Origin of the sequence: Sphingobacterium faecium (assembly GCF_003054045.1) — a bacterium.
In the GTDB taxonomy this organism is placed as follows: domain Bacteria; phylum Bacteroidota; class Bacteroidia; order Sphingobacteriales; family Sphingobacteriaceae; genus Sphingobacterium; species Sphingobacterium faecium.
The window spans coordinates 139,972-164,006 of sequence record NZ_QBKH01000004.1 but is presented as its reverse complement, the minus strand read 5'-3'; the positions used below and the strand labels follow the sequence as shown (position 1 = coordinate 164,006).

Below are 24,035 nucleotides of genomic sequence, written 5' to 3'. Positions count from 1 at the left end.
TTATTACGGCATTATTAAAAATGATCGTCTAGATTATTTTAGATGAGGAATGAAAGATTAATGAAAAGTTATGTCAAGGAAAATAAAAATATTTATTTATACCCTAATTACCTCTATTTTAATACACGGGTTTTCGCTTTCATTTGCTCAATATACAGTCGAGGATCTTCCTAATCCTAAAATCAAGGGGCAGGCTTATTTTGTATCAAATCCAGATCATATTATTTCTTCAAGTGTTATGGATGAACTTGACGCTATATCTTGGCGGATCGACTCGATTACAGCGTGTGAATTTGCGATTGTTATCGTTGATGATTACGTTGGAGATAGCGATTTTGATTTTGCATTAAAGTTATTCAATACTTGGGGAATCGGAAAAAAAGAGAGTAATAATGGTTTACTTCTTTTTATTGCCAAAAATAGACATGAGTACCGATTTATATCGGGTTATGGTATGGAAAGTATATTGCCAGATGCTTACCTTAAACGGATAGGTGAAAAATATTTAGTTCCTAATTTTCGAAATGATGATTATGATCGTGGAGTTTTAGAGTCATCAAAATTTATCCAAAAAATCTTAAATGCTCCAGATGCAAGAGCTGAATTAGATCGGTTAATGCCCGAAGCAATACCTTTTTGGAATTTTAAAAATCCATATTTAAGAAATTCGTTGTTAGTACTTGCCGTATTCATATTTCTTTATGTTTGGATTTCAGTGGTCACCAAAATCACGAAAGGGAAAATAACAAAAAAAAGCAGTTACTTTCCTCCATTAATCAGTGGTTGTGGTTGTATGGGAATACTGATGTTTTTTACTTCCTTTATTTTTGCATTTGTTTTTGAAAATTTTGACCAAGTTTATCAAGTTAAAAATTTGCCCTACTTCATTCTCATTTTCGGAGTGATTACTTTAGGTATGAAATATAATGCTGGTATTACAGCTGTCACAAATTCTTATAAGGATGAGGAAAACATTCAGCAAGCTATTCGTAAATTTTTGAAATGGAATTTCCTACCGTTATTAATAAGTCCTTTGGCATGGATAGATTTTGGAAGATCCAATAAGCGATTAAGTCTTCATCCAGGACGTTTAGTCGCTCCTGATAATTCCGGAAACTGGTTAAGAATAAATCGAGATCAAGCAGATTCAAAAATGAGAAATTTTCTGGATGCAGGACAATTAATGGAAGAAAAAATTAATAGCCGTGACTATGAAGTCTGGGTTAATAGTAAAACAAACGAGACTAAATTGATTCCCTGGGATGAGGATAAAACTATTATACTATGTCCACAATGCCATTATAAAACATTTGAAAAAGATTTGCGAAAGACAATTACGAAGGCTACTTATAGTTCTGGTGGATTGGAAGAGAAGTACGATTTGTGTAAATACTGTGGCTATGAGATATCTCATGGAACTCATAATACGCCTCGTCTAGTCAGGTCTTCTTCTAGTAGTTCTGGAAGTGGATCGGGGCGTTCTGGTGGATCCGGTGGAGGAAGTTTTGGTGGAGGATCTTCAGGTGGTGGTGGAGCAGGAGGAAGGTGGTAACAATCTACCTAATATTCTATTTGCTATACGATATTTAAATAGCTGTTTAGATAAGCTAACTGTTTGGTTAGTAATATGATATTCTCGAAAATTACATTCTAAAACTTAGCGAATGTTACAATAATTCTAAATTATGAACAAATTTCAAGGTATTAAAAACCCTTTATTCTACTTTAAAAGAAGAGATGCTTGTTTTTTCTATCAGGGTCTATATAATCTCTTTAATTCTAAACTTTATTATCTTAAATTTATTTTAAATTAACATAATTTTATTTATTTTAAACTTAAATTTTATGAAGAAATTAGTTTTATCTGCTGCAGCCGCAGTAATTATGTTTGCGTCTTGTAATAATACAGACAGCAAAAAAGTAGAGGTAAAAGATACAACTACTCAAGTAAATACTGATAATGGTGTTGCAACAACAACTACGACAGAAACGACTTCGACAACTACAGTACCGAAATTTAGTTCTCCCGAAGTACAACAATTGGCTGATGATTATACAAAATTTGTGAATGAGTATGTTGCTGCCGCTAAAGGAGGGAATGCGACTAAGCTTCAAGAACTAGCCACCAAGCAACAAGAGTGGGCTACTAAAACAGCGACCGCTGCGAGTAAGTTTACAGCTGATGATGCTAAATTATGGGCTGAGTATACTCAAAAATTGGCGACTGAGATAACTGGCGCAGCTAGCAAATAGATCATAAAGCTATAAATTAAAGGGGCATTCAAAATAGATGAATGCCCCTTTAATTTTAAGAAAGTAGCATAATCTTAAATCATAAGATCTATCGTTATTTCTTACTAATAGCTTGGATGATACCTTGTAGGTTCTCATTAAATTCCAATAATTGAGCAAACATCTTATCATCCTTCCCAAGATCACCATGCTTATTATTTTTTTGAAAAACCTTTTTAATTGTTTCCCAGCGTTCTTTTTCCTCTTCTGTTAAGAGATGTGCTAATTCTTTCAGTTTTAATAAATTGGATTCTGTATCTGTGGTAAGTGTTTGTGATTCACTTTCATAATGAGTCAAAACCAGTTGATTAATTTCTCGGTCATTCATCATCGGTATGACCTGAGCTACTAATTTACTCATATTACGATAAGAGCCCTGTAATTTAAATGGAGGCTCTGTTCGATAATTATCTTGCATAGCAGCACTGTTGATATAGTTTTGATTTACTCTTATGACGATATTCCGAATTTTAAAAAGATGCTGCAAAACTGCAATGAAATCATCAACGTCTTGTTTTAGGTAGTTTCCTTCTAACTCTGGTAATTGTTCTTCTTTATTTTCTATATATCGGATGAGCGCATAAAAATCATTAAAACTCTTACTTGCAATTTTATCAATTGCAGGATTTTCAATTGCAGCATTTTCAATTAAACTTAAATTGAATAAATAATCTGTATCTCCAATAACATCTCCTAAATTGTATACATCGGCACGATTCGCTAACATATCAGGGATTCTAAATTTAGAACCACTTTCCGTATAAGGATTTCCAGCCATTACGATACAAAATCGATTTCCACGAAGATCGTAAGTCTTACTTTCTCCTTCAAAAATACCATCAATCTTTCTTTGTCCATCAGCAAGAGAAATAAATTTTTGAAGAAATTCAGGGTTGAGATGTTGAATGTCATCTAAATACAGCATCACATTGTCCGCCATTTCAAATGCTAAATTAATTTTTTTAAGCTCTTCTCGTTCACCAGAAGTTTTAGCTTCGGCTGGATCGATGGAGGTAATGGAGTGACCGATGGTAGGACCATTGATTTTCACAAAATGTAAACCCATCGTTTTTGCGAGATATTCCATCAATGTTGTTTTACCATATCCTGGAGGAGAAATGAGCAGGAGCATGCCCATTTTTGCTGTACGTTTATTTTCTCCAGCTACACCTAATTGCTTAGCGAAATTTGTTCCGATTAGAGGAAAATAAACATCATTGATCAATTTATTGCGGACAAAGGAACTCAGTACTTTTGGCTCGAATTCGTTTATCTTTAATTCTTTTTTATAGGCCGTGCTTAATTTTTCTTTTAATGTATTAAAGGACTCGAAACGAGGTACATCGATGTGTTGAAATTTTGTCAATTTTTGAATGAAAGAATGAAAATCTATTTGATAACTTTCATTTAAAATTACGGGATGACTACCTTTCAAATGTGCCACCGAAAGTTGATCCTTGGCTATAATGAGTTCATAATCGTCCTCATTAAATAAAATGAGCGCTGCTGTTTCATTAATGTATTTTTCAAATGTCATTACATGATCAGTGCTCTCAATAAAAGCATATAACCAGTTTTGAGTTAAATAAAAGCGATCTGTCAGATTGAAACCTTCATTGTTCAGATCTGCCTCAAAATCTTTTAAAATCTTTTTATCATGTAGATAACGGGTAAACTCTTGTTTTAAATGATCTGCAGATTCGGACAATGATAATTTGTTGAATTTGCTAAATGTTTTAAAAAGATAATGGGCCATGTTGGCTTCGTTTATCTGTGATAAATCCAAATTTGTCTCCCAGTGATTGACTTCATCTAGAATTTCCTTTATTATACTTTGATAACGATTTGAATTTGGAAAATTCTTAAGGATTTGATTAGATGATTGGATAAGAGCTAATAATTTAGAACGAACGGATGGATCCAATTGATGCCAAAAAAAATGGGCATATGTTCTAGTATCAGGGTCAAACTGTAATAAATCTAATTTTTTCCCTAGAATATGAAGCTGCTCATAAATCTGAAGTGCATCAAAATTATGAACACCTTTGATATATGATTCTGCATAATTTTGTTCTACGGTTTGATTGATAAATTTTTCAGCATTAAAATTCTCTTCTGATTGTGATGCTATGAAGGTCTTATATGCTAAATATTCGGCACGATATACCAGTTTATTTTCTGAAATTATTTCTTGTTCCCATATATCCCGAAAAGTATTGATCTCTTGGGCGGTCACTTTTTGATAAAAACTGGTTCCTGTCAAATGATAATATAGCTCATCTTGACGACGGATTAAAGTTAAACCTAAACGCTGATTATTGACTGTAAAGTTGTTTTTGCCGAGTTTAATTATATTTTCACCTTCAACAAATAGTTCGGACTTATCTCTTAAAATACGCAGTGCATCTTCTTGTGATTTTTTTAGTAAATTCTCAAGACTTTCAGCTTTAGATACATCTTGTATTGTCTTCAGCTCTGCAATAATTTGACGAATTTTGTCAACCATGAGATCTGTCGAGTAAAAACTTAGAATATCTTCTCTAGTGGATAGTGATTTTGCCTTATTCTCAATGTTTTTAAGGACCCGTAGTGCTATCTGTTCCAGAGAAGATGATCGTTTATTGACTTGCTCAATAATAGATTCCCGCTTGCCATTGAAGGCTTTAATAATTTCGTCACGCTTATCAGCAATTTTTAAAGCAAACTCCTCAAATTCAGAAAACTTACTTTCAAGTTCCTCTAAGTTGACAACAATCTTAGTATAATATTCATCAACTTTTTCTGCTGAAGTGGATAATTCCAGATAGTTAACAATTGATTGTTCTAACAAAGTGAGTTGAGCCGAAAATTCTGCAATCGCTTCAGAACTTTTTAGTGTATTTAATTTCCGTGTTAATTGAGCTCGGACCTCATTTAAAGACGCGAAAATAACGGATATTTTTTCAATGATCCTTGTTGTCTGTGTTGTGTCTTCAATCTTTAAGCTATGAAGTATATCAATCAATAATTCCAGATCACTGGAGATCGCTTTACATCCATCTTCAATAGCTTTGGCATCAATAGCTTTTGTTACTTTTTCGACTTCTTGCTTTTGGATAATAACTTTTTGCTCATATGATGTAAGTGCAGCCTCCTGTAATAAAAACTGTATTGTTTTCTCAGAAAGATGAGATGCTATATGTTGAAGTTGATCTTCTAATTCATTTACCCGACTATTATCTATGTATTTTACATGGCGTAAGTCAATCACCTCGCCTTGTAATTTACGTGTATGTGATAAATTGTGCACCAGTTGATCTAGCTGTTCATAAATCGAACTATTGACTTTAAAAACAAGATCTTCTATTTTTTTCTCCGTAACCGCTAAAATTTCTTCGGCGTGTTTACGCTGAATCTGTACTTTAACGAACTCGTCGATCGCGGTGTTCGCGACTTCTTTTATCTGTTTTAAGGGTTCGCCAAGATTTTGAAGTGCCTTATCATTAATCCAGAAGTAAGAATCTATAATGGAATTTGATTTTTTAAGAATATCTTCATAGAGCCCCTCATAGGAATCTTCTTTGTTGATCAGTTGAATGACTTCTTGAACCTCAGACATCGCTTGAACAATATCTTTATTTCCGATTTTGTACAAAGGATCATCTCTGCGAGATTCATTTTCTTTAAGAACAGCCATGTAAGGAGTCTCCCATATCTGCACTTGATGATGTCTCGTCGCTTCGTTTTCAGTACGAAAATAGATTAAGCTTCCATCTTTAAATATCGTAAATCCATTGCAAACGATTGGGGTTTCTACAGATTGCTGAATGATATTATAAGACATCAAAATATATGTATTCGACTGTTCATGTGTGAAAACATAGAGATAGTCTTCTCCATTAGGAGAAATTACTTTTTTTAGAAACTGAACATTTTCGAGGTTATTCTCGAAGGTTTTATGTGTGCCATTTTGAAGATAATATCCATTAGAGAATATGATGCCTTGATTATCAGGAAGCAAAATAGCTGATTCATTCAGCGTCTTTAGATTAACGACTTCTTTTGTCCTTAAGTTGAAAATGTAAGCACGAAATTCTTCTTGAAAGGGTTTTATCCTTAGAGCAATCATATTGCCTAAATCAGCGTAATGGTATTCTGCATCATCTAGCTGTTGATCCAGATTACTTACCTTTTCAGAGTAAATACCTTTACCAGATTCGGTATTGTTTTCAATTTTAAATGTGATATCACCATGAATCGCTTCAATAAATACCTTGTCTAATATTGAAATATGTGGAAAACGACCCAATCTTCGATCTTCAAGTGTAGTTTTTATCCAATCAAATTCATGTTGATTTGCCTTTTTGACTTCATGTATACTTCGATCATCTAAGTAGATTAATTTCCCATCTTTAATCAACCATTTAAACGCTTTTAGATCCTGTTCATTCTTGGTGGTCTGAAAGATCATATACAAGTAGTTCTCCGTTTTTCTGAATTTGGAAAAAATCGAATCTCTATAATATTTGTATAGATTTTGGTAATCATTTACAAAATTTACATCGTTTATGAAATCAAGATCTTGTGGAATAAATTGGTTATCTTCAAATAAATAGATACTAAATACATCCTGTAGCTGTATTTCGGTTCGTAATCCAAAATGTACATTATATCCGAATATGCAAATATTACCAATAGCCAAAATACCTCTTGATACACAGTTATTATCTGTTGAAATACGTTGATTGGCCTTTAATATAAAGTTGGTCGAATTAAATACCTCTTTTCTGGAAGTATTTAATAATTGTAATTTATTAGAAAGTGTTTCTTTTTGATTTAAAAGACGTTTTCTAATAATTTCGTAAGATCCAGAGTCTAAAGTATCGTTGTTCGCTTGTGTTTCTTGCATAATTCGAAAATAATCGTGGACTATTTTAATCTTTTTTGAGTTCTGTTTTCTACTTATTTTGATATCAGGTTACTATATTGACTTTACGAATGTTGTATATAGAAGTCAACTGTACATTTATAACACTAAAAATCCAATTTATCTTTGAAAAATACTGTGTGATAGACAAATTTCATGATAACAATTGAATTGTCAACTTGAATACAATCCGTTTTCAAGTTGACAGATTTGAGAAAAAATTAGATCAACTTTTTATTGGATATCCCTAAGTTTTTGGCTAAGCCAAATAGCGAGTTGATGAAATTGCTATCTTCACTATCGTCCGCATTTTTGGCTGCTTGTTGCAATTGTACCAAAGCAGCAGAGATGGTTAGATTTTTGATATCATTGGATGATATCCCATATTTATCCGCTAAGCCACGCACTTTTTCAGCCAGATCACCTTTTCCATCTGGACCCAACAACGAGTTTTTAATGTCTGTGGCATGTTTTGAATTGTTGATTAAATGGTCAAAACCTTTGGAAGTAGATATTTGACGGACAATATTTTCGAAAAACATAGTCTCACCACCCACAATATCAATTTTCGCAGTTTTTAAAGCTTCTGCTAACACAGATGCTTGTGATGCCGCAATATCTTTTTGAATACCTATGTGGGCCAATTCAATATCTTTTTCTTTTTGTAATTGTAACTTAAATTCTTCATGATCTTTTCCAACACCATCTAATTTTTTCATGGCCTCTGCTTTTTCTTGAATTCCTGTTGCTTCAGCAATCGCTTTTTCACGCGTTACCTCTGCTTCCATTAAGCCTTGCTTACGGTTCGCTTCTGCTTTTTTCTCAATAATAGATGCCTCAGCTGTACCTTGGATTTGGGTAGCTTCTGCTTTTGCTATCATGACTTCAGCCTCCGATAATCCTAAAGCAGCATCTTCTTTTGCTTGTGCTTCTGCAATAATCTTCCGGCCTTCTGCTTCTTTTACGGATGCTTCTTTTTTCGCATCAGCATCTATTAGTAATTCTTGCGCTTTTTTCTCTGCAACTTTTCTCCTTGATTCAGCAAATATAACATCTTGCTCAGCCTTTTGTTCAGATGCTATCTTATCTGCCTCAGCCGCTTTAACAGTTGAAATTAAACGTTCTTCGGCCTCTTGTGATGCTGCAATAACACCAGCTTGTTTTTTTCGTTCAACTTCACGGAACACCTCGATATCTTTGACTCCTTGTTGTTCTTCTACAACACCTTTTTCAAGTTGAACACGTTCTTTGATTACATTTTGAATATTTTTCTTCTCGATTTCAATTGAACGCTCTTTATCAATTTGTGCTAATGTGACAATTCGAATTCTCTCCGTTTCTTCTAATGCACGATCTTTTTCCACGCGTTCAGTTTCAACAGCATCAGTACGTAGTTTATTTTTCTCTGCAATGATAATCTGGCGAAGCTTATTTTCTTCTTGAATAGCTAATTGCTCTTCAGTAGATATCCGAACAGTTTCTGATTTTAGACGTTCCTCTTCTCTAACTTTTGTTATTTCAGCATCTTCGCGAGCTTTAATGTTATCGATTTCACGACGTTGTTTCTCTTCTTTTTCTGCCAATTGGCGATCTAACTCAAGTATTGCCTCACGAGTTTCAACATTTTGTTTTTTAATTACTTTCTCTTCGTCACGACGTATTAGATTGGCGTGAATATTTTGTGCAGCAGTAAGTTCAGTGATTTTACGAATACCTTGTGAATCTAAAATATTATCAGGACTTAAAAATTTTAGTTCTGTTTGTTCTAGATAATCTATTGCGCAATCGTCTAGAATGTATCCATTTAAATCTGTTCCTATAATGTTTAATATTTCATTTCTAAATTCGCGACGAGCTTCGTATAGTTCAATAAAGTCGAATTTTTTTCCAACAGTCTTTAGCGCTTCTGAAAATTTGGATTCAAAAATACTTTTTAAGGTATCGGGATCACTTGCACGTTCACATCCCAAATTTTGAGCAACACTGATCACATCATCAACAGACTTGTTGACACGAACGAAAAATGCTACTTTGATATCAGCACGAATATTATCCTTACAGATTAAACCATCATGCTGCATTCTGGATATTTCGATCTTCTTTACTGAAATGTCCATAATCTCCATTTTGTGAAAAACAGGAATAACATACATCCCTTTATTGAAAGCCACATTGGTCCCCCCAATACCTGTTCTTACTATTGCTTTTCCTTGTGGAATCTTTTTGTAAAAAGCACTTAATACAATGAAAAATGCAAAAATTAATAATACTATAATTCCTACAATTAAGAGGATGAGACCTGTTATCCCATCTATAAATAAAAGAGTTTGTAACTGCATGGTTAATAATTAAATATTGTGAATGGTTATTTCTTTTGTTACGTAATATATTTTTTTGTCTTTTGATTCATCAACGATAATGACTTCATCTCCGTACTCGATTTTTTCCCCATTTAAGCTTTCTACATAAAGACGAATAGGATCTCTTTCGATCAAAAATTCTGCTGACCCCAATTTTTTACCTTCTATTGTTGCTTTCATTTTTCCCATTCTTCCGAGAAAATCAATTGGTTCTTCCCCATGATATCCAATGTTGTTAAATAGTTTTACTAATGGTTTGGTAAAAAAATGCATGAATATAAATGTGATGAAGAATATGGGTATTAGAATGAAAATTGATTTCAGACCCCATGTGGCAGTATTTAAAAATATGGAAGAAATGATCGTAATGATCCATCCAATAAATTTGAAAAGTGTAACGATGATCATAATAGGAACTTTGCCAACATTAATGAAATCCATTGCTTTTGCGAAAAAAGATGGTTCTGTATGCGTCTGTGTATCTGAATGATGATGTAAATCTTGAGAACTGTCCACATCTGTGACATCAGCAGTTGCGTCTATATGACCATCGAGATCAACATCACCATCAAAGAGGTGTAATCCATCACCTGCAAAAGACATAATTAACCAATATAATAGCGAAATTCCTGTCAGTACAGTCATAATGCCGTTGGATACTGGATTGAAAAGTAGGTTAAATAATTCGCTCATAATTGGTTTTTTTGTTAAAGTTCTCTTTTGAATGTGTAGTGAAATGACCAAGAATTTCCTCCCAATTCCAAATCTTGCATGGATACCAGTTCCCAGCCCTGACTACCTAGCTCGTTCAGTATTTCATCGATTTTAGCTTCGTCAAGTTTTGTTCCCCAAAAACCTTTAGGTTCAATCTTAATTGTTTTATATTCAAATCTTATCATCGTTTTTTAGTTTTAATTTTAGAGCTTGTAATTCGTCATTGACGGAGTCCTTATTTGAAATTGTTTCGTTGATTTCATCAATAATCGATTTGTTGGCATGTGCAATTTCACCATATGCTTTTGCTAAAGCTTCATCTTCCTCTACTTTGACTTTCATTCGTTCTAGCATAGATATGGTACTATTGGAATCAATATTTGCCAATTGTTTATTGACCATTTTAGCGGCATTAGATACTTTCACACGAGCTTTTAAGGTCGCCAATTCGCTTTCCCATTTCGAAATGTTAAACTTGAGAACATCTACATTTTTATGCAATTCGTCTGCTGATTGAAGATGGATTATACTTTGTTTTTCTAATTCTGTAGCTTCTGCTATGAATTGATTTTTTAATACTAGAGCTTCTTTTGCTAAGTTTTCAGCTTTATCAATTGGAAGTTCTCCATTTTGTGCTTTTTTCAACAAGAGAATAGCCTTTCCTTCGAAGACATTTGATTCTTCTTGTTTTTTCTCAAAATTGCTTTTAGTACGAATTGCTAAAGCTTTAACTTTGGCATATGCCTCCAAAGCTTGTTCTAAATCATCTTTCATTTCGCGGATACCTTGTTCCGTCATTTTGATTGGGTCTTCCATTTTTTCAACCACAGCGTGTATTTCCGCTTGACCAATCCTGAAAATTCTTTTAAAAATATTCATCATTACTATAATTTTGAGAAGTTAATTAACTGATTGTAGTACTCACTTATTAATAAGCTTAAAGAATTGATTGCAGCATCAAATTCATTTTGATCAATATTGCTGATTTGTAGCGTATATCTAAAAATTACTTTTTTACCATCTTCTGTTAGAGCAAAACCCCCATGGATCATATCCCTATTCTTGATCAGTAGTGATTTGAACAATTCCATACTTTCATTGGAAATCGTAAATAAGTATTGTTCAAAAATTAAAATTGGATTAGCGATGCCTACAATTAAATTGTGAATGCCGTCTAATTCATTTTGAATAATGAACACACCTTCTTTTTCATCTTTATAAAAGATATCGTATCCGATATTGCTAATAAAATTTTCAATTTTTGAGAAGTACATAATTTAGTTTTTTATATATTGCATATATTCTTTGCATAAAGATAATATTTTTGCAAAAATATTTTGCAAAAAATTTTAATTTTTTTTGATAATGACAAATATTGGTAATAATATAAAGAAATTAAGAAAGGTAAGAGGATTGAGTCAACAGGCATTTGCTGATTTATTTAATTTAAGTAGGGGTAATATTTCGTCTTATGAAGAATTGAGAGCTGAACCTAAAATCGAAACAGTAATGATAATTGCCAATTATTTTGGCATTCCGCTTCAAAGTTTAATTCAGGAGAATCTTTCCGTCAATCAAATTTTAAATTTTAGTGATTATTTTGAACCCGCAATTGTAACAAATAGCACAAAAAAATTAGCAAGTATTCCTTTACTGACACGGGAAGTTATGATGAATAATAATGATTTGTTAAATCAAATAGAGGGTGCAGAGCAACTTCAACTTCCTATTCAAAGTAAGCATAAGTTTTTAGCCATTGAATTTTCAGAATTGATTGCCGCTCCATTGGAATTGGAGGTTAAAGAACAAAGTATATTAATTTTTGAAGGTATTGAAATAGAATCTCTTCATCTTCTTCACCATAATTTAGGTCTGTTCTTGTCTGAAGAGGAAGTTTTTATCGGAAAGTATGAACAAAACGGGGAACAGATATCGCTGATCCTTAATTCTTGGAAAAGTAGTTTGTTTTCCTTACCTGATATTAAGTATTACTGGAAATTGTATGGAAAGTTTGAAAAGGTTTAGTCGTTTAATAATCTTATAAAAAAATATGCCTAAAGATATATTTTAGGCATATTTTGTAATCTATGTTAGTTTTTACTGCCGCCACCAAAAAGTTTAGCAAGTAGCCATATTACTAAAGCTACAACAACAACAACGATGATTATACCTGACCAAACTCCTGCTTTAAAAATGCCTTCAATGACCGAACAGCTGGATAAAGAGAGACAAGTTAACACGATCAACGTGAATGGAAATATTCTTTTCATAATATATTGAATTTTAATAAAGAACAATTATTAAGGCTAAAAAGTTTGTTCCTGCTATTGATTTCTTTAAAAAGGTAAATCTTCTTCTGTGATTTCTTCTTCTAGCCTGTTATTTACCTGAACAGCTTTAGGTCTATTCATCACCACCATGTTGCCAACTTTAATTTCAGTGATTGTTCTTTTATCACCATTGTTATCTTCATATTCGCGATAGACAATTTTGCCTTCAATTAGGATTTGTGTTCCTTTCTGACAATGTTTTTCAATCATGTTATTGATGTTACCCCAGACAACCAATGTATGCCATTGGGTTTCATCTACCCAATCCCCTGCTTTGTTTTTGAATAGATCTTTTGTTGCTAATCGAATAGATGAAACCTTTGTTCCATTTGTACTTGTCTTAATAACCGGATCAGCACCTATATGTCCGATCAATTGAACTTTGTTTCTTAATGTACTCATAACTTTGCTTTTAAATGTTTGTAAAAATGTTTAACTTCAATAATTGCATCCCTTCGAATTATTCTTGAGGAACAGAAGCAAAGATGAAACGTAAAGAGTGTTTTTGTCGGTAATTAAATGTTTGTAATCGACTATAAGCGTTTGTAAACGTTTGTTGTCGTTTATTTTAAGATTTATGAAAGAAGAAAATTTAAGAAATTGTCTAGAATGTAAAAAGGCAATAAGAGGTCGGTCTGATAAAAGATTTTGTGATGATGACTGTCGCAATAGCTATAATTATAGACAGAATAGTGATCAAACTAACTTGATTAGAAAGATCAATCATACCTTGCGTAAGAATAGACGTATTCTACAAGATGTTCTGGGGGAGGAGGGGATGCTCAAAATAAGCAAGGAAAAGATGTTGTTGCAAGGCTTTGATTTAAAATATCATACTCATAATTTCACCAATGCAAAAGGACAGACTTATTATTTTATTTATGAATATGGCTATTTGTTACTGGAAAATAATTTGTTGTTAATCGTGAAACGTGTACCCAAGTAGGTTTTTGAAAAATTTATTTTGAAATTTCAATTTTGTTTTAAATATTTGCATATCAATTAGGTATTCACAATTAAAAATGGAAGAATATGTTTGCTATATTAAATAACCCGACTTCAATCCAAAAGAAGGATCTTGGGGATATTCTTCAGAATACTTTTTTCTCTTAGTTACTCCTTTTTTGACTTTATTTTGGTCTCGACAATGTTCGAGTAATTCATGATGTCTTATATATTTCGTGAGTCGAAGTATATAAGATGATCTTTTATTAATTATTGATCCTGACACTAACATCTTTTATATCAGGGTCTTTTGAGAATTGATGCAATATATTTTATGAATAAATATGTGTTACAGGCATTGGATAATTATCCATATTACCTGGAAAATACTATAGAATCTTTGTCATATGCCCTATCTTATGACGAATCAAATACGATGGCGCTATGCCTGATGGGAAGGCTTCATGCTGAACAATTGTTTGATTTTGAACAAGCAAAGAAATATTTTCAAGAAGCGTTAGTACATAATTTATATGCTTTGGAAATTTATCAACCTTATATACAGACCTTGATTGATACCAATGCATATGAAGAGGCTGAAAAAACAATTGAGTTTGCTTTAACAATTCCTGGAGTTTCACCTTCATTATTTCTATTAAAAAGAGTACTCATATTGGAAAAACTTAAAAAATTTAAAAAAGCCTTAAAAGTATTAAAATTGGTTAGATTGGAAAATGTAGATACTGAGATGTTGACCACGATCAAAGATATTGAAGATCGAATTAAAGGAAAACGGAAAATAGCACGTAAACAAAAAATAACGAAATGATAGTTTACACTTTCTAATGTATGGACAAATTCAACAGATCGCGACTATAATAAAAAGTATAAGACGTATATCCTTCCATTGAATTAAAGAAGGGTATACGCTTTAGATATCATAATGCATCATCGTCATATAAAACGTATCATCTTCTTTTCATTGAAGAGGTACAAACTAATTAAAATAGAAAGTTTAATGAAATAAAGCATTGAGTATGAAATAAGGTGACGGGATTGCTTTCTTAAGATCAATTACGGCACTAATTTCTCTCGTACTTTATTGCCTTTATGGTCTATTCCGTAAAACAAGAGATAATCGACTTGTGTCCCTAAACCGGATGTCCCTTCCTTTTGTTTGATAAAAATACGATGTAGATTAAATTTGTGTCCATTTAATGTGGTTTCTACATAGGGTTTACCTGATTTATCGACTTTAAGGTATAGCGGTTGATTTTTATAAGACACAATCTCAAACTCAACTATATTGTTCTCTAAATTTTTTGAAATGATTCCGTATGCGAATTTTTGTTGAATACTCGTTAAAGGTTTAATTTCTCCTCCTTTATCATACAAAATTCGATAGTTATTGATAGGACTGTTGGCATTGAGATGCTGTTTGTCAATCATATTGGCTTCATATACATACGTGTTATGGCCTTCGCTATGTTGAATATAAAAAAGGGTGTTAGATTTGAAAGGAGGGATCGGATAGCCTTCTTGTGCATAGGTATCGATAGATGAAAAAAACAGCAAACAGAAAAACCAGCTTAAAATTTTCATGATATACACTTTTTTTGATTACAGTAAAATTAATCTTTCTGTGTTAAAGAAATAGATAGAGTGTATTATTTTTTTGTAAAAAAAAGATCCCGAAGTAATTTTACTTCAGGATCTTTTATATTTATAATTCTAAAAAGACTAAACTTATTCAGCTCTTAAGATTTTAGCAGCTTCAACCATCGCTTCTAAAGCAGCTTTAGTTTCTGGCCAAGCACGTGTTTTTAAACCACAGTCAGGATTCACCCAAAGTTGTTCTGCAGGAACTACAGCTTTAGCTTTGCGCAATAACTCAACCATTTCTTCTGTACTCGGTACACGAGGGGAGTGGATGTCATATACACCTGGTCCGATATCGTTTGGATATTTAAAGTCAGCCGCAAATGCATCTAATAATTCCATTTGTGAACGAGAAGTCTCGATGGTAATTACATCAGCGTCCATTGCAGCGATATCTTCGATGATATCATTGAACTCAGAGTAACACATATGTGTGTGAATCTGTGTATCGTCATCTACATTTGAAGATGAAACACGGAATGAACGCACAGCCCAATCTAAATATTGTTGGTGATCGGCTTTACGCAACGGAAGACCTTCACGAATTGCTGGTTCATCGATTTGAATAATTTTGATACCTGCTTTTTCTAATGCTTGTACTTCATCCAAAATTGCTAATGCAATTTGATAAGTTGTGGTAGAACGTGGTTGATCGTTACGTACGAATGACCATTGTAAGATCGTTACTGGACCTGTTAACATCCCTTTTACCGGACGGTTAGTCAAAGTTTGGGCGTATGAAGACCAACGAACAGTCATATCAGCAGGACGGTAAACATCACCATAAATAACAGGAGGCTTTACACAACGTGAGCCATATGATTGTACCCAACCATTTTTAGTGAAGGCATAACCCGCTAATTGCTCACCAAAATACTCAACCATGTCATTACGTTCGAATTCACCATGAACTAATACATCGATATCTAATTGCTCTTGAAGACGGATTGTTCTTTCTGTCTCCTCAGCGATTTCTTTGTCATATTGTTCTTGAGAAATGGTACCTTTTTTCAAATCAGCTCTCCATTTACGAACATCTTTTGTTTGTGGAAATGAACCAATTGTCGTAGTTGGGAATGCTGGAAGGTTAAATTTAGCTTGCTGTGCTTCTTTACGAGCAGCGAATGAAGATGTACGTTTTGCATCGTCGTCCGTGATGTTTGCAGTACGCTCTTTAACTTCTGGTTTGTGAATTAAAGAAGATGTACGACGGTCTTCTGCAGCAGCTTTATTAGCTTCAAAACGCTCCGCAGTTTTTGCATCTATTTCACCTTCAGCTAAGATCGCTAAATCTTTTACCTCTGCTAATTTTTGCTTAGCAAATGCTAACCAATTTTTAACTTCTTTAGGCAATGATTCTTCGTTATCCTCATTGTCTAAATCAAAAGGTACATGTAATAAAGAACTTGAAGGTCCTACTAATACACGGTCTTTGCCTAGAACATCAACAGCTTTTTTGATTTGTACTAAAGATTTTTCGTAATCATTTTTCCAAATGTTACGACCTTCAACAACACCTAATGAAAGTGTTAATGAAGCAGGAACTTTAGCTAATATAGTATCGAGTTGGTTTTCACCTCTTACTAAGTCAACGTGAACGGCATAAACTGGTAAGTTTAGAGCGGTTTCTTCGTTGTCACGTAATGCCTCGAAATAAGTCGTTACAATAATTTTGATGTCTTGAGCAGCAGCAGCTAATTTAGTAAATACACTGGTGTATAAAGCACGTGTTGCATCATCGATATCTAAAGCTAAAAATGGCTCGTCAATTTGTACATATTTTGCACCAGCAGCAGCCAATTTGCCTAAGATTTCTTCATATACGGGAACCAACTTATCGATTAGATCGATACGGTTGAAACCAGATTCTTTTTCTTTACCTAATAATAAGTATGAGATTGGGCCGATTAATACAGGCTTAGTTTCGATACCTAAAGATTTTGCTTCATTGTATTCGTTTAAGAATTTTTCTGAAGTCAATTTGAATTCTTGATTTTTCACGAATTCTGGAACAATGTAATGGTAGTTGGTGTCAAACCATTTTGTCATTTCCATTGCCGTTACATCAACGCCATCTTGTTGGAAACCACGCGCCATTGCAAAGTAAAGGTCCAAATTGTATCCTTTATCTTCGTTATTTAAAAGTGATTGGTATTGTGCAGGGATAGCACCTACAGTTAGAGTCAAGTCTAATACTTGGTCATAAAATGAAAAATCATTTGAAGGGATCAAATCGATGCCAGCATCTTTTTGAGTTTTCCAGTTGCCTTCACGGATTTTCAGTCCAGCCTGCAATAATTCTTGCGCGCTGATTTTTTTAGCCCAATATGCTTCATTGGCCTTTTTCAACTCGCGGAAGGCACCTACACGTGGGTAACCTAAGTTGTTCGTTAGTAACATAAATATAAAATTATTTTATTTGTTCAACCTTAACGAAGCAAGAAATTAGATGGATTTTTTTTATTTGAAATAAAAAACGATCAAAAATTCTTGAATCTATTTACTAAATTTTTTGATTGCTTTTAGAGAGGAGGGCACAAGATATATTTTGTGTCTAGCTTATCATTCCCACTTTTTGATGGGGTAGAATGTAGCACCTTGTCAATCGACAGGTTGCTAAGGCTTCATTGGGTCTATTCCCTCTGCCTTTCTCTATAAGCGCTGTAAATATCGGAATTAGTTTTATAAAAACAAATATTTTGTAACTTTTATATCAAAATGACAATAAATCAAGGCTTAAAATTGAAAATTAGCAGATACACCAAGTTGTTTCCCATTGTAAAATGGAGTTGCCATGGTTAAGTAACTTGTCTTTCTTGATTGCAAGTGTTTATCAAATAGGGGTAATAGCCAGTATGCTATTTTTGTCCCCATGATACCAATACCTGCCCCCATAGCGACATCCGAAAACCAATGTTTCTGATTGTACATTCTGAGGTAACCTGTTCCTGCAGCTATTGTGTATCCTGCTATACCATACCAAATGGATTGATCTTTATACTCTTGCCATAACATCTCGGCTCCCGTAAATGCGACAGCAGTATGTCCGGATGGGAATGATTCATGATCAGCACGATCTGGTCTCCAAGTAGGAGTCGTATGTTTGATCGTGTATACTGTAGATAAGGTGATGGCATGAGCGATCGTACTAATGGCTAGACGTTCTTTGAAGTTATGTTTACTTGGGACACCTAGGAAATTGAGACCGTAAACAGCTGCTGAAGGAATAAAAACACTGACATTATCAAATTTGAATGTTTTTGATGGATCATTGTTTATGGAATTATTTATCTGTTGATCTTTATGTTTGAGGTATGGGCTGTTTAATGAGATTATGCCGTAAGTCATTAAAGCAGCGGGTACTATTAATTGTTTATAATTTATTTGACTCCTACTGGTGTCAAAATCTTCATTATTTTTTTGTAAAGTATCTCTTTGCGCATAAAGAGATGGAGAGGAGCAAAAGATAGAAAGGATAAAAAAAATTGTTATTGATATTTTCATTGTAGCAAGATAAACAAAAAGAGATGTTTTAACATCTCTTTATTATTCGGAGTAAATGTATATTAGCTGACCAATAATTTATAGCCTTTTCCATGTACGTTAACAATCTCAACTTTTGGATCATCTCGTAGATATTTTCTCAGTTTACTTAAGAAAACGTCCATACTTCTGCCTGTGAAATAATTGTCATCATGCCAGATTTTTAAAAGTGCTTCTTCTCTTGTCAGTACATCATTCTTTTTTAAACAAAGTAATCTTAATAATTCGGCTTCTTTTGTCGATAGCTTCTGTTGCACACCTTTGTGGGCGATTTGCTGACTGGTATAATCAAAAAAGTATTCTCCAATTTCAAATTTATCGCTCACAACCTGATCATCTTTTTCTCTTATAACCCGTTTAAGCAATGCATTTATGCGAAGGAGCAATTCTTCTACTCGAAATGGTTTTGTGATGTAATCATCGCCACCAAGTTCAAAAGCTTCTGTTTTATCTTCCATCATACCTTTTGCGGTAGCAAATATGATTGGGGTTGTCGTATTTATTTTCCTGATTTCTTTACCTACTGTAAAGCCATCTTTCTTTGGCATCATGACGTCTAAGATGCATAGATCATAAGTGCTCTTGCGAAATTGATTGACGGCCTCTTCACCATCTGTGCATAAGGTGACGTCAAATTTTCCTTTAAGCTCTAAATAATCTTTTAATAAGTCTCCTAAGTTTGGATCGTCTTCTGCTAATAATATCTTCTGCATATTCTTATGGTTTTGTTCGAATATTGATGATAATATACGAAATTAATATCGTTTTAAATTTAATTTTTTATAGGTAATATGATGTCAAATTGTGTTCCCTTGTCTTTGTCACTTTTCACTTGAATTTTACCATTCATTCTTTTGATAATATCATAAACATATGAAAGTCCTAATCCAAAGCCTTTGACATTGTGTACATTTCCTGTTGGAATACGATAAAATTGATCAAATATCTTCAATAAATGATCTTTGGCCATTCCAATACCATTATCAATAATTGTAATTTGAATGCTGTCTTTTGCATTTTTAGTTTTAACAGTGATGTGTGGATTATCTTTACTATATTTTATTGCATTGTCGACCAAATTGAAAAATACATTAGATAAATGAAGTTCATCACCTACTACAACATCGTTTTGTGCATCAAAGTGATGTTCAAATTTACCACCTACTTTTTGTAATTGCAGCTGCATACTATCTAGTACTGCTGACAATAGATCATTAATGCGAATAGGTGTTTTTTCCAGCTTTAACGTTTCTTTCTCGAGACGGGCAATATCTAACACCCGCTCGATGTGATTGCCCAATCTCACATTCTCATCGTATATAATATTGGCAAGTCGTTTCACTCGACGCTCATCTGATATGATTTCCGGATCGCGTAGGGACTCACTGGCTATCATGATCGTAGCGACGGGTGTTTTAAATTCGTGCGTCATATTGTTGATGAAATCCGTTTTCATTTCTGATACTTTCTTCTGTTTGAATATGATCAGTAGGGTATATGCAAAACAACCAATTAAAAGGAAAAGCAATGCAATTGTTGGGAGTAGCAGATAACTCATATTATCAACAATAATCGTGCTCTTTCTAGGGAAGTAAACACTTAATCTTCCTGGAGGGGAACCAATATCGCCTTTAAATAAAGCGGTTGAATAGCGCGTTATTTTATTGGGTTTAATAATGTTATCGATGGTTTGTACACTGAAAACGATATTACTGCTGTCCCGAACTTCAATATTGAAAGGGTAATGGATATCGCGTTCGGATAATTCTTCTTTTAATAAATTTTGTATGAGATTGATATTTAGACGCTCTCGAAAGGGACGTTTTGATAACTCCATCCCGATAGCTACATCTTCTATGATACCACTTCTTTTGCCACCAATGGCAGCAATGGTATCGAATACATTTTTACCATTTCCAATTAAATTTTGACCACTCATGCTTTCGAGTTGATCTTCAAGTTCAATTATTTTTTTTGAAATTTGTTTATTTGATCTTGGTGGCAAAGTCGCTACTTTATATTCAATAGCTTGTTTCAAGACAGGATCTATGGTTGGAATAACAAATCGGGCACTATCATCTTTTGCATTTACTCGAGGTAAAAATTTTGTTGCTCCAATTTCTACATATTCTTTTACGACATGGTCCGGACTATTATATTTAATGACATCAATACTTAATACGTTTTCTTTATTTTTTCTATTGATATAGGTCTCATAAAATGAATTTTCGATTGAAATGACACTTGGAAATGTTTCTTTCAATTGATCTTCTGCTTCTTTGAATTTTTCTTTTATAGCATATTGATCAGCTCTGAGATTTTCTAACTCCCTTTGTAATTTTAATTGCTCGGCTAAATGTCTTTGTTTCTCTTGTTCAAATTTATATTTTTCAATATTGGTTTGTTGCTGTACCTTAGCAAAGTCAATGACTTCTCTACGTTCTATTTTGCCGGCAACAGCTGTTAGAGACGCATTAACTGATTCGTCAAAAAGCTGCGATTTTTGGCGATACGATTCTCTTATAAAATAGAATTGCATAGCCGCCACACCTAATAGGGCGAGGGTCATCAAGCTAATAATCAAAACGATGCTACTTTTCTTCATTTGTTACAAATATAGGAATGCTTTCTTTGATTTAACGGCATTTAACAATGTTTAACAAGCTTATTGTTTCATTTTAAGATCTTAATGGTTAATTTAGATTACTACTTTTTACAAATGATGATATGAAAAAGATATTAACCTTAATTTGTTTTTCTATTTGCTTTCTGTTTACACAGGCACAAGTGCAAATGATGTCCAAAGATACTGTAAAGGGTAAAATTATAACTGAAGGGAATGGGTTTCATTCTAGAACACCTCTTTTGAAGATTCCACAAGATTCAAATATTCACTATCATTTGAAACATAAAAAGCTGGATGAAAATCATTCCATTAAAATACCAAATTCAATGGAAAATTCGAATTTTTCGATAGGAAAAATATTCCCCAATTGAAAAATAATGGACTAATTGATAGTGTTAGATTTTTACAAGATAGTCTAATCCATCGTATGGATTCTCCTTTAAAAAATAGAATGGATACTAAAGAAAAATAATAACTGAATTTTGCTTCTTGACATTTTTATAAGATGTCTATTACTTTGGTTATGTTATTGGAGGTCTATTGAGTAACAGTTCTTATTCTATTTAAAAGATTTTTATTGTTTATTAATAAATTTGGCTAATATTATTCGGCTCCATAGGTTTGTTTTAAAATAAACTTTACAGCTTCTTTAATACGATTCATTCCCTCTTCCGTAGTGAGATCTATTTCGCAAAAAGTACTATCAGTCATTTTTGTATGTAACACCAAATAGTATATTCCCGCAACAAGTAAACTGGAGACTGCTCTGAGGTCTACATTTTTACCCGCTAATTCTTTGTCGGAATAGGGAAAGAATAGCGAGCTCATTTTTTCTCTTGATTGTGTCACATGGGACATAATATCTGACTTTTCACTAATCTGCCAAAGAACAACTTTTTGCATCTCCTCATTTAGTGCAAAATAGTGAATTTGTTCCAGCAAGAGATTTTCGAGAAAATGGCGCGTACTTTCATCTTTAGAGTTTGCTAATGTTTGTTCTGCTGCAGCTGTGGCTTCTACCCAATAATCTTTTCCTTTAATGTATGTTTCAATTAGATTTTCAACACTTCCAAAATATACAGAGATTAGCTTCCTATCTACACCTGCTGTACTTGCTATATTAGCAATTGTTAAACCCGTATATCCTTTTTTTTCCAAAACAATACCGACAGATTGAATAAGCTTATTCATTGTTCTACTTTTGTCGTTTTTCTCCCCCTGATACGTTTTTCTAGCCATGGTAGTTGTGTATGTGGTTAAACATTAGGTTCAAAGTTAAATTAAATATATCATTTTCTTTTAATGATTGATTTTATGTAATCTTTGTCAGATTAATTTTTCTACCAATTTGTTCAAATGCATTTAATACGTGGTCCAAATTTTCCCTGGTATGTGTTGCCATCAAACTTGTTCTTATTCGGGCATCTTTTTTTGAAACACCTGGGTAGACAATACAATTTGCATATACACCAGCAGCTAAAAGCATTCTTGCTACTTGAGACGTTTTGTGAGGATCACCAATTTTTATAGGAATTATTGCAGACTGTGTCGTTCCAATGTTTAGATTTAAAGATAAGAGACCTTTTTTGAAATATGAAATATTTTCTTCTAATTTTATTCGCCATTGTGGTTCTTCATCAATAAGCTTTATTGCTTGTATAATTGCATTAGATGCTGGGGTAGAGGTGGATGAAAATACCTGTTGTCGAGATTGATGACGTAAATAGTTGATGATTTCAGGAGATGAAATGATAAATCCTCCAATATGTCCAAAGGCTTTACTTAATGTGCCGGAGATAATATGGACTTTATTTAATAAATTGTATAGTTCAATACAGCCCCTTCCAGTTTCTCCTATGACACCGATTCCATGTGCATCATCTACCATTAAGTAAGCCCCATGTTTTTCACACAGATGATATATTTCATCGATTTTTCCTAAATCACCGTTTTGCGAGTATACACCATCTATGATCACAAGCTTGGTTCTATATTTATTTTCTGCATCGACTAAGGCCCTTTCCAAATGAATCATGCTGTTATGTGGAAAGCGTTTAGTATTGGTGCGTAATAGCCCTTCATAGACACTTGCATGTACTTCCATGTCAACAATTGCACAATCTTCTATCTTTAATAAACATTGTAGAGTTGCTGCATTTGCAGAATATCCTGTTGTATATACAATTGATGATCCCCTTTGTCTATTAAAAAAACTAGATAATTGATCTTCGAGTTGCACATGGTACTCGTGGTGCCCTCCAATAAGCGGGGATGCTCCTGCCCCTGTACCATATTTCATAATCCCATCAATCGCAGCCTGTTTCACTTTAGGATGTTGTGTGAAATTGAGATAGTCATTGGACACTAAGCTGATACACTCTTTTGCTACCTTCATAAATGGTGTTTTGACTTGAACCACAGGACCACATCCTGCTGTAACAAATCGAAAATTCATTTGATCTTGATCGCTCATGTAATCTGTGAATTCTTGGAAAGCGTTTGCAGATTGTACAATATCGTAATGTGGTATATTTTCAAATTCTTTGAAGCTAGCTTTGTTGAAGTCAATGTTATGATTAATCATAGTGAGCTTTTTTTGGGAAGTGTAATTACTAAAATGATTTTTCTAATTATTGAGAACTTTTGGGTAGTTACTGATT

21 protein-coding genes and 1 riboswitch are annotated in these 24,035 nt (G+C 33.4%); of the genes, 6 read left to right on the top strand and 15 right to left on the bottom strand.

The window, feature by feature from the left end; genetic code table 11:
* Nucleotides 1-70: 70 nt before the first annotated feature.
* Nucleotides 71-1,552 carry a TPM domain-containing protein gene (locus tag C8N37_RS22815; protein ID WP_170114522.1) on the top strand — a complete coding sequence of 494 codons (1,482 nt, stop codon included), beginning with the start codon at nucleotides 71-73 and terminating at the stop codon, nucleotides 1,550-1,552.
* A 293-nt stretch (nucleotides 1,553-1,845) separates the two neighbouring features.
* On the top strand, nucleotides 1,846-2,253 hold the full coding sequence (locus C8N37_RS12375) for a hypothetical protein (RefSeq protein ID WP_108159177.1): 408 nt from the start codon (nucleotides 1,846-1,848) through the stop codon (nucleotides 2,251-2,253).
* Between the two features lie 94 nt (nucleotides 2,254-2,347).
* Here C8N37_RS12375 and C8N37_RS12370 read toward each other — a convergent pair whose 3' ends face one another.
* From C8N37_RS12370 to C8N37_RS12345, 6 genes are all read right to left on the bottom strand, one after another.
* On the bottom strand, nucleotides 2,348-7,180 hold the full coding sequence (locus tag C8N37_RS12370; protein WP_108159176.1) for a DNA repair ATPase: 4,833 nt from the start codon (nucleotides 7,178-7,180) through the stop codon (nucleotides 2,348-2,350).
* A gap of 239 nt (nucleotides 7,181-7,419) precedes the next feature.
* Nucleotides 7,420-9,537 (bottom strand): flotillin family protein, encoded by a 2,118-nt coding sequence (locus tag C8N37_RS12365; RefSeq protein ID WP_108159175.1) that lies wholly within the window; start codon nucleotides 9,535-9,537, stop codon nucleotides 7,420-7,422.
* Nucleotides 9,538-9,546: 9 nt separating this feature from the next.
* Entirely contained in the window at nucleotides 9,547-10,251 is a 705-nt protein-coding gene (locus C8N37_RS12360) for an OB-fold-containig protein (RefSeq protein ID WP_108159174.1), read from the bottom strand.
* 14 nt (nucleotides 10,252-10,265) lie between these two features.
* Entirely contained in the window at nucleotides 10,266-10,457 is a 192-nt protein-coding gene (locus tag C8N37_RS12355; RefSeq protein WP_108159173.1) for a DUF4177 domain-containing protein, read from the bottom strand.
* Nucleotides 10,444-11,151: a PspA/IM30 family protein gene (locus C8N37_RS12350; RefSeq protein ID WP_108159475.1), complete on the bottom strand. Its 708-nt coding sequence runs from the start codon at nucleotides 11,149-11,151 to the stop codon at nucleotides 10,444-10,446. The genes C8N37_RS12355 and C8N37_RS12350 overlap by 14 nt, the downstream gene beginning before the upstream one ends.
* Nucleotides 11,152-11,156: 5 nt before the next feature.
* On the bottom strand, nucleotides 11,157-11,546 hold the full coding sequence (locus C8N37_RS12345; RefSeq protein WP_021192378.1) for a YbjN domain-containing protein: 390 nt from the start codon (nucleotides 11,544-11,546) through the stop codon (nucleotides 11,157-11,159).
* A 91-nt stretch (nucleotides 11,547-11,637) separates the two neighbouring features.
* Here C8N37_RS12345 and C8N37_RS12340 point away from each other — a divergent pair, with 91 nt between their 5' ends.
* The gene (locus tag C8N37_RS12340) at nucleotides 11,638-12,297 is read left to right on the top strand and encodes a helix-turn-helix domain-containing protein (protein WP_108159172.1); all 660 of its coding nucleotides are present in this window, start codon (nucleotides 11,638-11,640) and stop codon (nucleotides 12,295-12,297) included.
* Between the two features lie 65 nt (nucleotides 12,298-12,362).
* Here C8N37_RS12340 and C8N37_RS12335 read toward each other — a convergent pair whose 3' ends face one another.
* Both C8N37_RS12335 and C8N37_RS12330 read right to left on the bottom strand, forming a co-directional pair.
* Entirely contained in the window at nucleotides 12,363-12,542 is a 180-nt protein-coding gene (locus tag C8N37_RS12335; RefSeq protein WP_045752586.1) for a hypothetical protein, read from the bottom strand.
* 66 nt (nucleotides 12,543-12,608) lie between these two features.
* Complete coding sequence (locus C8N37_RS12330; protein ID WP_108159171.1) at nucleotides 12,609-13,004, bottom strand: single-stranded DNA-binding protein; 396 nt, start codon at nucleotides 13,002-13,004, stop codon at nucleotides 12,609-12,611.
* Between the two features lie 175 nt (nucleotides 13,005-13,179).
* Here C8N37_RS12330 and C8N37_RS12325 point away from each other — a divergent pair, with 175 nt between their 5' ends.
* Entirely contained in the window at nucleotides 13,180-13,548 is a 369-nt protein-coding gene (locus tag C8N37_RS12325) for a hypothetical protein (protein ID WP_108159170.1), read from the top strand.
* 333 nt (nucleotides 13,549-13,881) lie between these two features.
* A complete protein-coding gene (locus C8N37_RS12320) occupies nucleotides 13,882-14,376 on the top strand; it encodes a hypothetical protein (RefSeq protein WP_244914409.1) in 495 nt (164 codons plus the stop codon).
* Between the two features lie 245 nt (nucleotides 14,377-14,621).
* Here the strand turns inward: C8N37_RS12320 and C8N37_RS12315 are convergent, their stop codons facing one another.
* From C8N37_RS12315 to C8N37_RS12295, 5 genes are all read right to left on the bottom strand, one after another.
* Complete coding sequence (locus C8N37_RS12315) at nucleotides 14,622-15,149, bottom strand: DUF4833 domain-containing protein (RefSeq protein ID WP_108159169.1); 528 nt, start codon at nucleotides 15,147-15,149, stop codon at nucleotides 14,622-14,624.
* 144 nt (nucleotides 15,150-15,293) lie between these two features.
* The gene (gene metE / locus C8N37_RS12310) at nucleotides 15,294-17,606 is read right to left on the bottom strand and encodes a 5-methyltetrahydropteroyltriglutamate--homocysteine S-methyltransferase (protein ID WP_108159168.1); all 2,313 of its coding nucleotides are present in this window, start codon (nucleotides 17,604-17,606) and stop codon (nucleotides 15,294-15,296) included.
* 156 nt (nucleotides 17,607-17,762) lie between these two features.
* A riboswitch (SAM riboswitch) is annotated at nucleotides 17,763-17,867 on the bottom strand.
* Between the two features lie 75 nt (nucleotides 17,868-17,942).
* Nucleotides 17,943-18,710 carry a phosphatase PAP2 family protein gene (locus C8N37_RS12305; RefSeq protein ID WP_244914408.1) on the bottom strand — a complete coding sequence of 256 codons (768 nt, stop codon included), beginning with the start codon at nucleotides 18,708-18,710 and terminating at the stop codon, nucleotides 17,943-17,945.
* A gap of 62 nt (nucleotides 18,711-18,772) precedes the next feature.
* Complete coding sequence (locus tag C8N37_RS12300; protein WP_045752579.1) at nucleotides 18,773-19,462, bottom strand: response regulator transcription factor; 690 nt, start codon at nucleotides 19,460-19,462, stop codon at nucleotides 18,773-18,775.
* 59 nt (nucleotides 19,463-19,521) lie between these two features.
* Complete coding sequence (locus C8N37_RS12295) at nucleotides 19,522-21,354, bottom strand: sensor histidine kinase (RefSeq protein WP_108159167.1); 1,833 nt, start codon at nucleotides 21,352-21,354, stop codon at nucleotides 19,522-19,524.
* A 122-nt stretch (nucleotides 21,355-21,476) separates the two neighbouring features.
* Between C8N37_RS12295 and C8N37_RS12290 the strand changes: the two genes are divergently transcribed.
* Entirely contained in the window at nucleotides 21,477-21,746 is a 270-nt protein-coding gene (locus C8N37_RS12290; protein WP_146171064.1) for a hypothetical protein, read from the top strand.
* 232 nt (nucleotides 21,747-21,978) lie between these two features.
* Here C8N37_RS12290 and C8N37_RS12285 read toward each other — a convergent pair whose 3' ends face one another.
* A complete protein-coding gene (locus C8N37_RS12285; protein ID WP_108159165.1) occupies nucleotides 21,979-22,614 on the bottom strand; it encodes a TetR/AcrR family transcriptional regulator in 636 nt (211 codons plus the stop codon).
* Between the two features lie 73 nt (nucleotides 22,615-22,687).
* Nucleotides 22,688-23,959, bottom strand: a complete 1,272-nt coding sequence (locus C8N37_RS12280) for an aminotransferase class I/II-fold pyridoxal phosphate-dependent enzyme (protein ID WP_108159164.1) — start codon at nucleotides 23,957-23,959, stop codon at nucleotides 22,688-22,690.
* Nucleotides 23,960-24,035: the final 76 nt, after the last annotated feature.

What these genes read in the sequence shown, in the direction of transcription:
- C8N37_RS22815 (WP_170114522.1), top strand. Translation starts at nt 71, where the DNA reads ATGTCAAGGAAAATAAAAATATTTATTTATACCCTAATTACCTCTATT.
- C8N37_RS12375 (WP_108159177.1), top strand. Translation starts at nt 1,846, where the DNA reads ATGAAGAAATTAGTTTTATCTGCTGCAGCCGCAGTAATTATGTTTGCG.
- C8N37_RS12370 (WP_108159176.1), bottom strand. Translation starts at nt 7,180, where the DNA reads ATGCAAGAAACACAAGCGAACAACGATACTTTAGACTCTGGATCTTAC.
- C8N37_RS12365 (WP_108159175.1), bottom strand. Translation starts at nt 9,537, where the DNA reads ATGCAGTTACAAACTCTTTTATTTATAGATGGGATAACAGGTCTCATC.
- C8N37_RS12360 (WP_108159174.1), bottom strand. Translation starts at nt 10,251, where the DNA reads ATGAGCGAATTATTTAACCTACTTTTCAATCCAGTATCCAACGGCATT.
- C8N37_RS12355 (WP_108159173.1), bottom strand. Translation starts at nt 10,457, where the DNA reads ATGATAAGATTTGAATATAAAACAATTAAGATTGAACCTAAAGGTTTT.
- C8N37_RS12350 (WP_108159475.1), bottom strand. Translation starts at nt 11,151, where the DNA reads ATGAATATTTTTAAAAGAATTTTCAGGATTGGTCAAGCGGAAATACAC.
- C8N37_RS12345 (WP_021192378.1), bottom strand. Translation starts at nt 11,546, where the DNA reads ATGTACTTCTCAAAAATTGAAAATTTTATTAGCAATATCGGATACGAT.
- C8N37_RS12340 (WP_108159172.1), top strand. Translation starts at nt 11,638, where the DNA reads ATGACAAATATTGGTAATAATATAAAGAAATTAAGAAAGGTAAGAGGA.
- C8N37_RS12335 (WP_045752586.1), bottom strand. Translation starts at nt 12,542, where the DNA reads ATGAAAAGAATATTTCCATTCACGTTGATCGTGTTAACTTGTCTCTCT.
- C8N37_RS12330 (WP_108159171.1), bottom strand. Translation starts at nt 13,004, where the DNA reads ATGAGTACATTAAGAAACAAAGTTCAATTGATCGGACATATAGGTGCT.
- C8N37_RS12325 (WP_108159170.1), top strand. Translation starts at nt 13,180, where the DNA reads ATGAAAGAAGAAAATTTAAGAAATTGTCTAGAATGTAAAAAGGCAATA.
- C8N37_RS12320 (WP_244914409.1), top strand. Translation starts at nt 13,882, where the DNA reads ATGAATAAATATGTGTTACAGGCATTGGATAATTATCCATATTACCTG.
- C8N37_RS12315 (WP_108159169.1), bottom strand. Translation starts at nt 15,149, where the DNA reads ATGAAAATTTTAAGCTGGTTTTTCTGTTTGCTGTTTTTTTCATCTATC.
- metE (WP_108159168.1), bottom strand. Translation starts at nt 17,606, where the DNA reads ATGTTACTAACGAACAACTTAGGTTACCCACGTGTAGGTGCCTTCCGC.
- C8N37_RS12305 (WP_244914408.1), bottom strand. Translation starts at nt 18,710, where the DNA reads ATGAAAATATCAATAACAATTTTTTTTATCCTTTCTATCTTTTGCTCC.
- C8N37_RS12300 (WP_045752579.1), bottom strand. Translation starts at nt 19,462, where the DNA reads ATGCAGAAGATATTATTAGCAGAAGACGATCCAAACTTAGGAGACTTA.
- C8N37_RS12295 (WP_108159167.1), bottom strand. Translation starts at nt 21,354, where the DNA reads ATGAAGAAAAGTAGCATCGTTTTGATTATTAGCTTGATGACCCTCGCC.
- C8N37_RS12290 (WP_146171064.1), top strand. Translation starts at nt 21,477, where the DNA reads ATGAAAAAGATATTAACCTTAATTTGTTTTTCTATTTGCTTTCTGTTT.
- C8N37_RS12285 (WP_108159165.1), bottom strand. Translation starts at nt 22,614, where the DNA reads ATGGCTAGAAAAACGTATCAGGGGGAGAAAAACGACAAAAGTAGAACA.
- C8N37_RS12280 (WP_108159164.1), bottom strand. Translation starts at nt 23,959, where the DNA reads ATGATTAATCATAACATTGACTTCAACAAAGCTAGCTTCAAAGAATTT.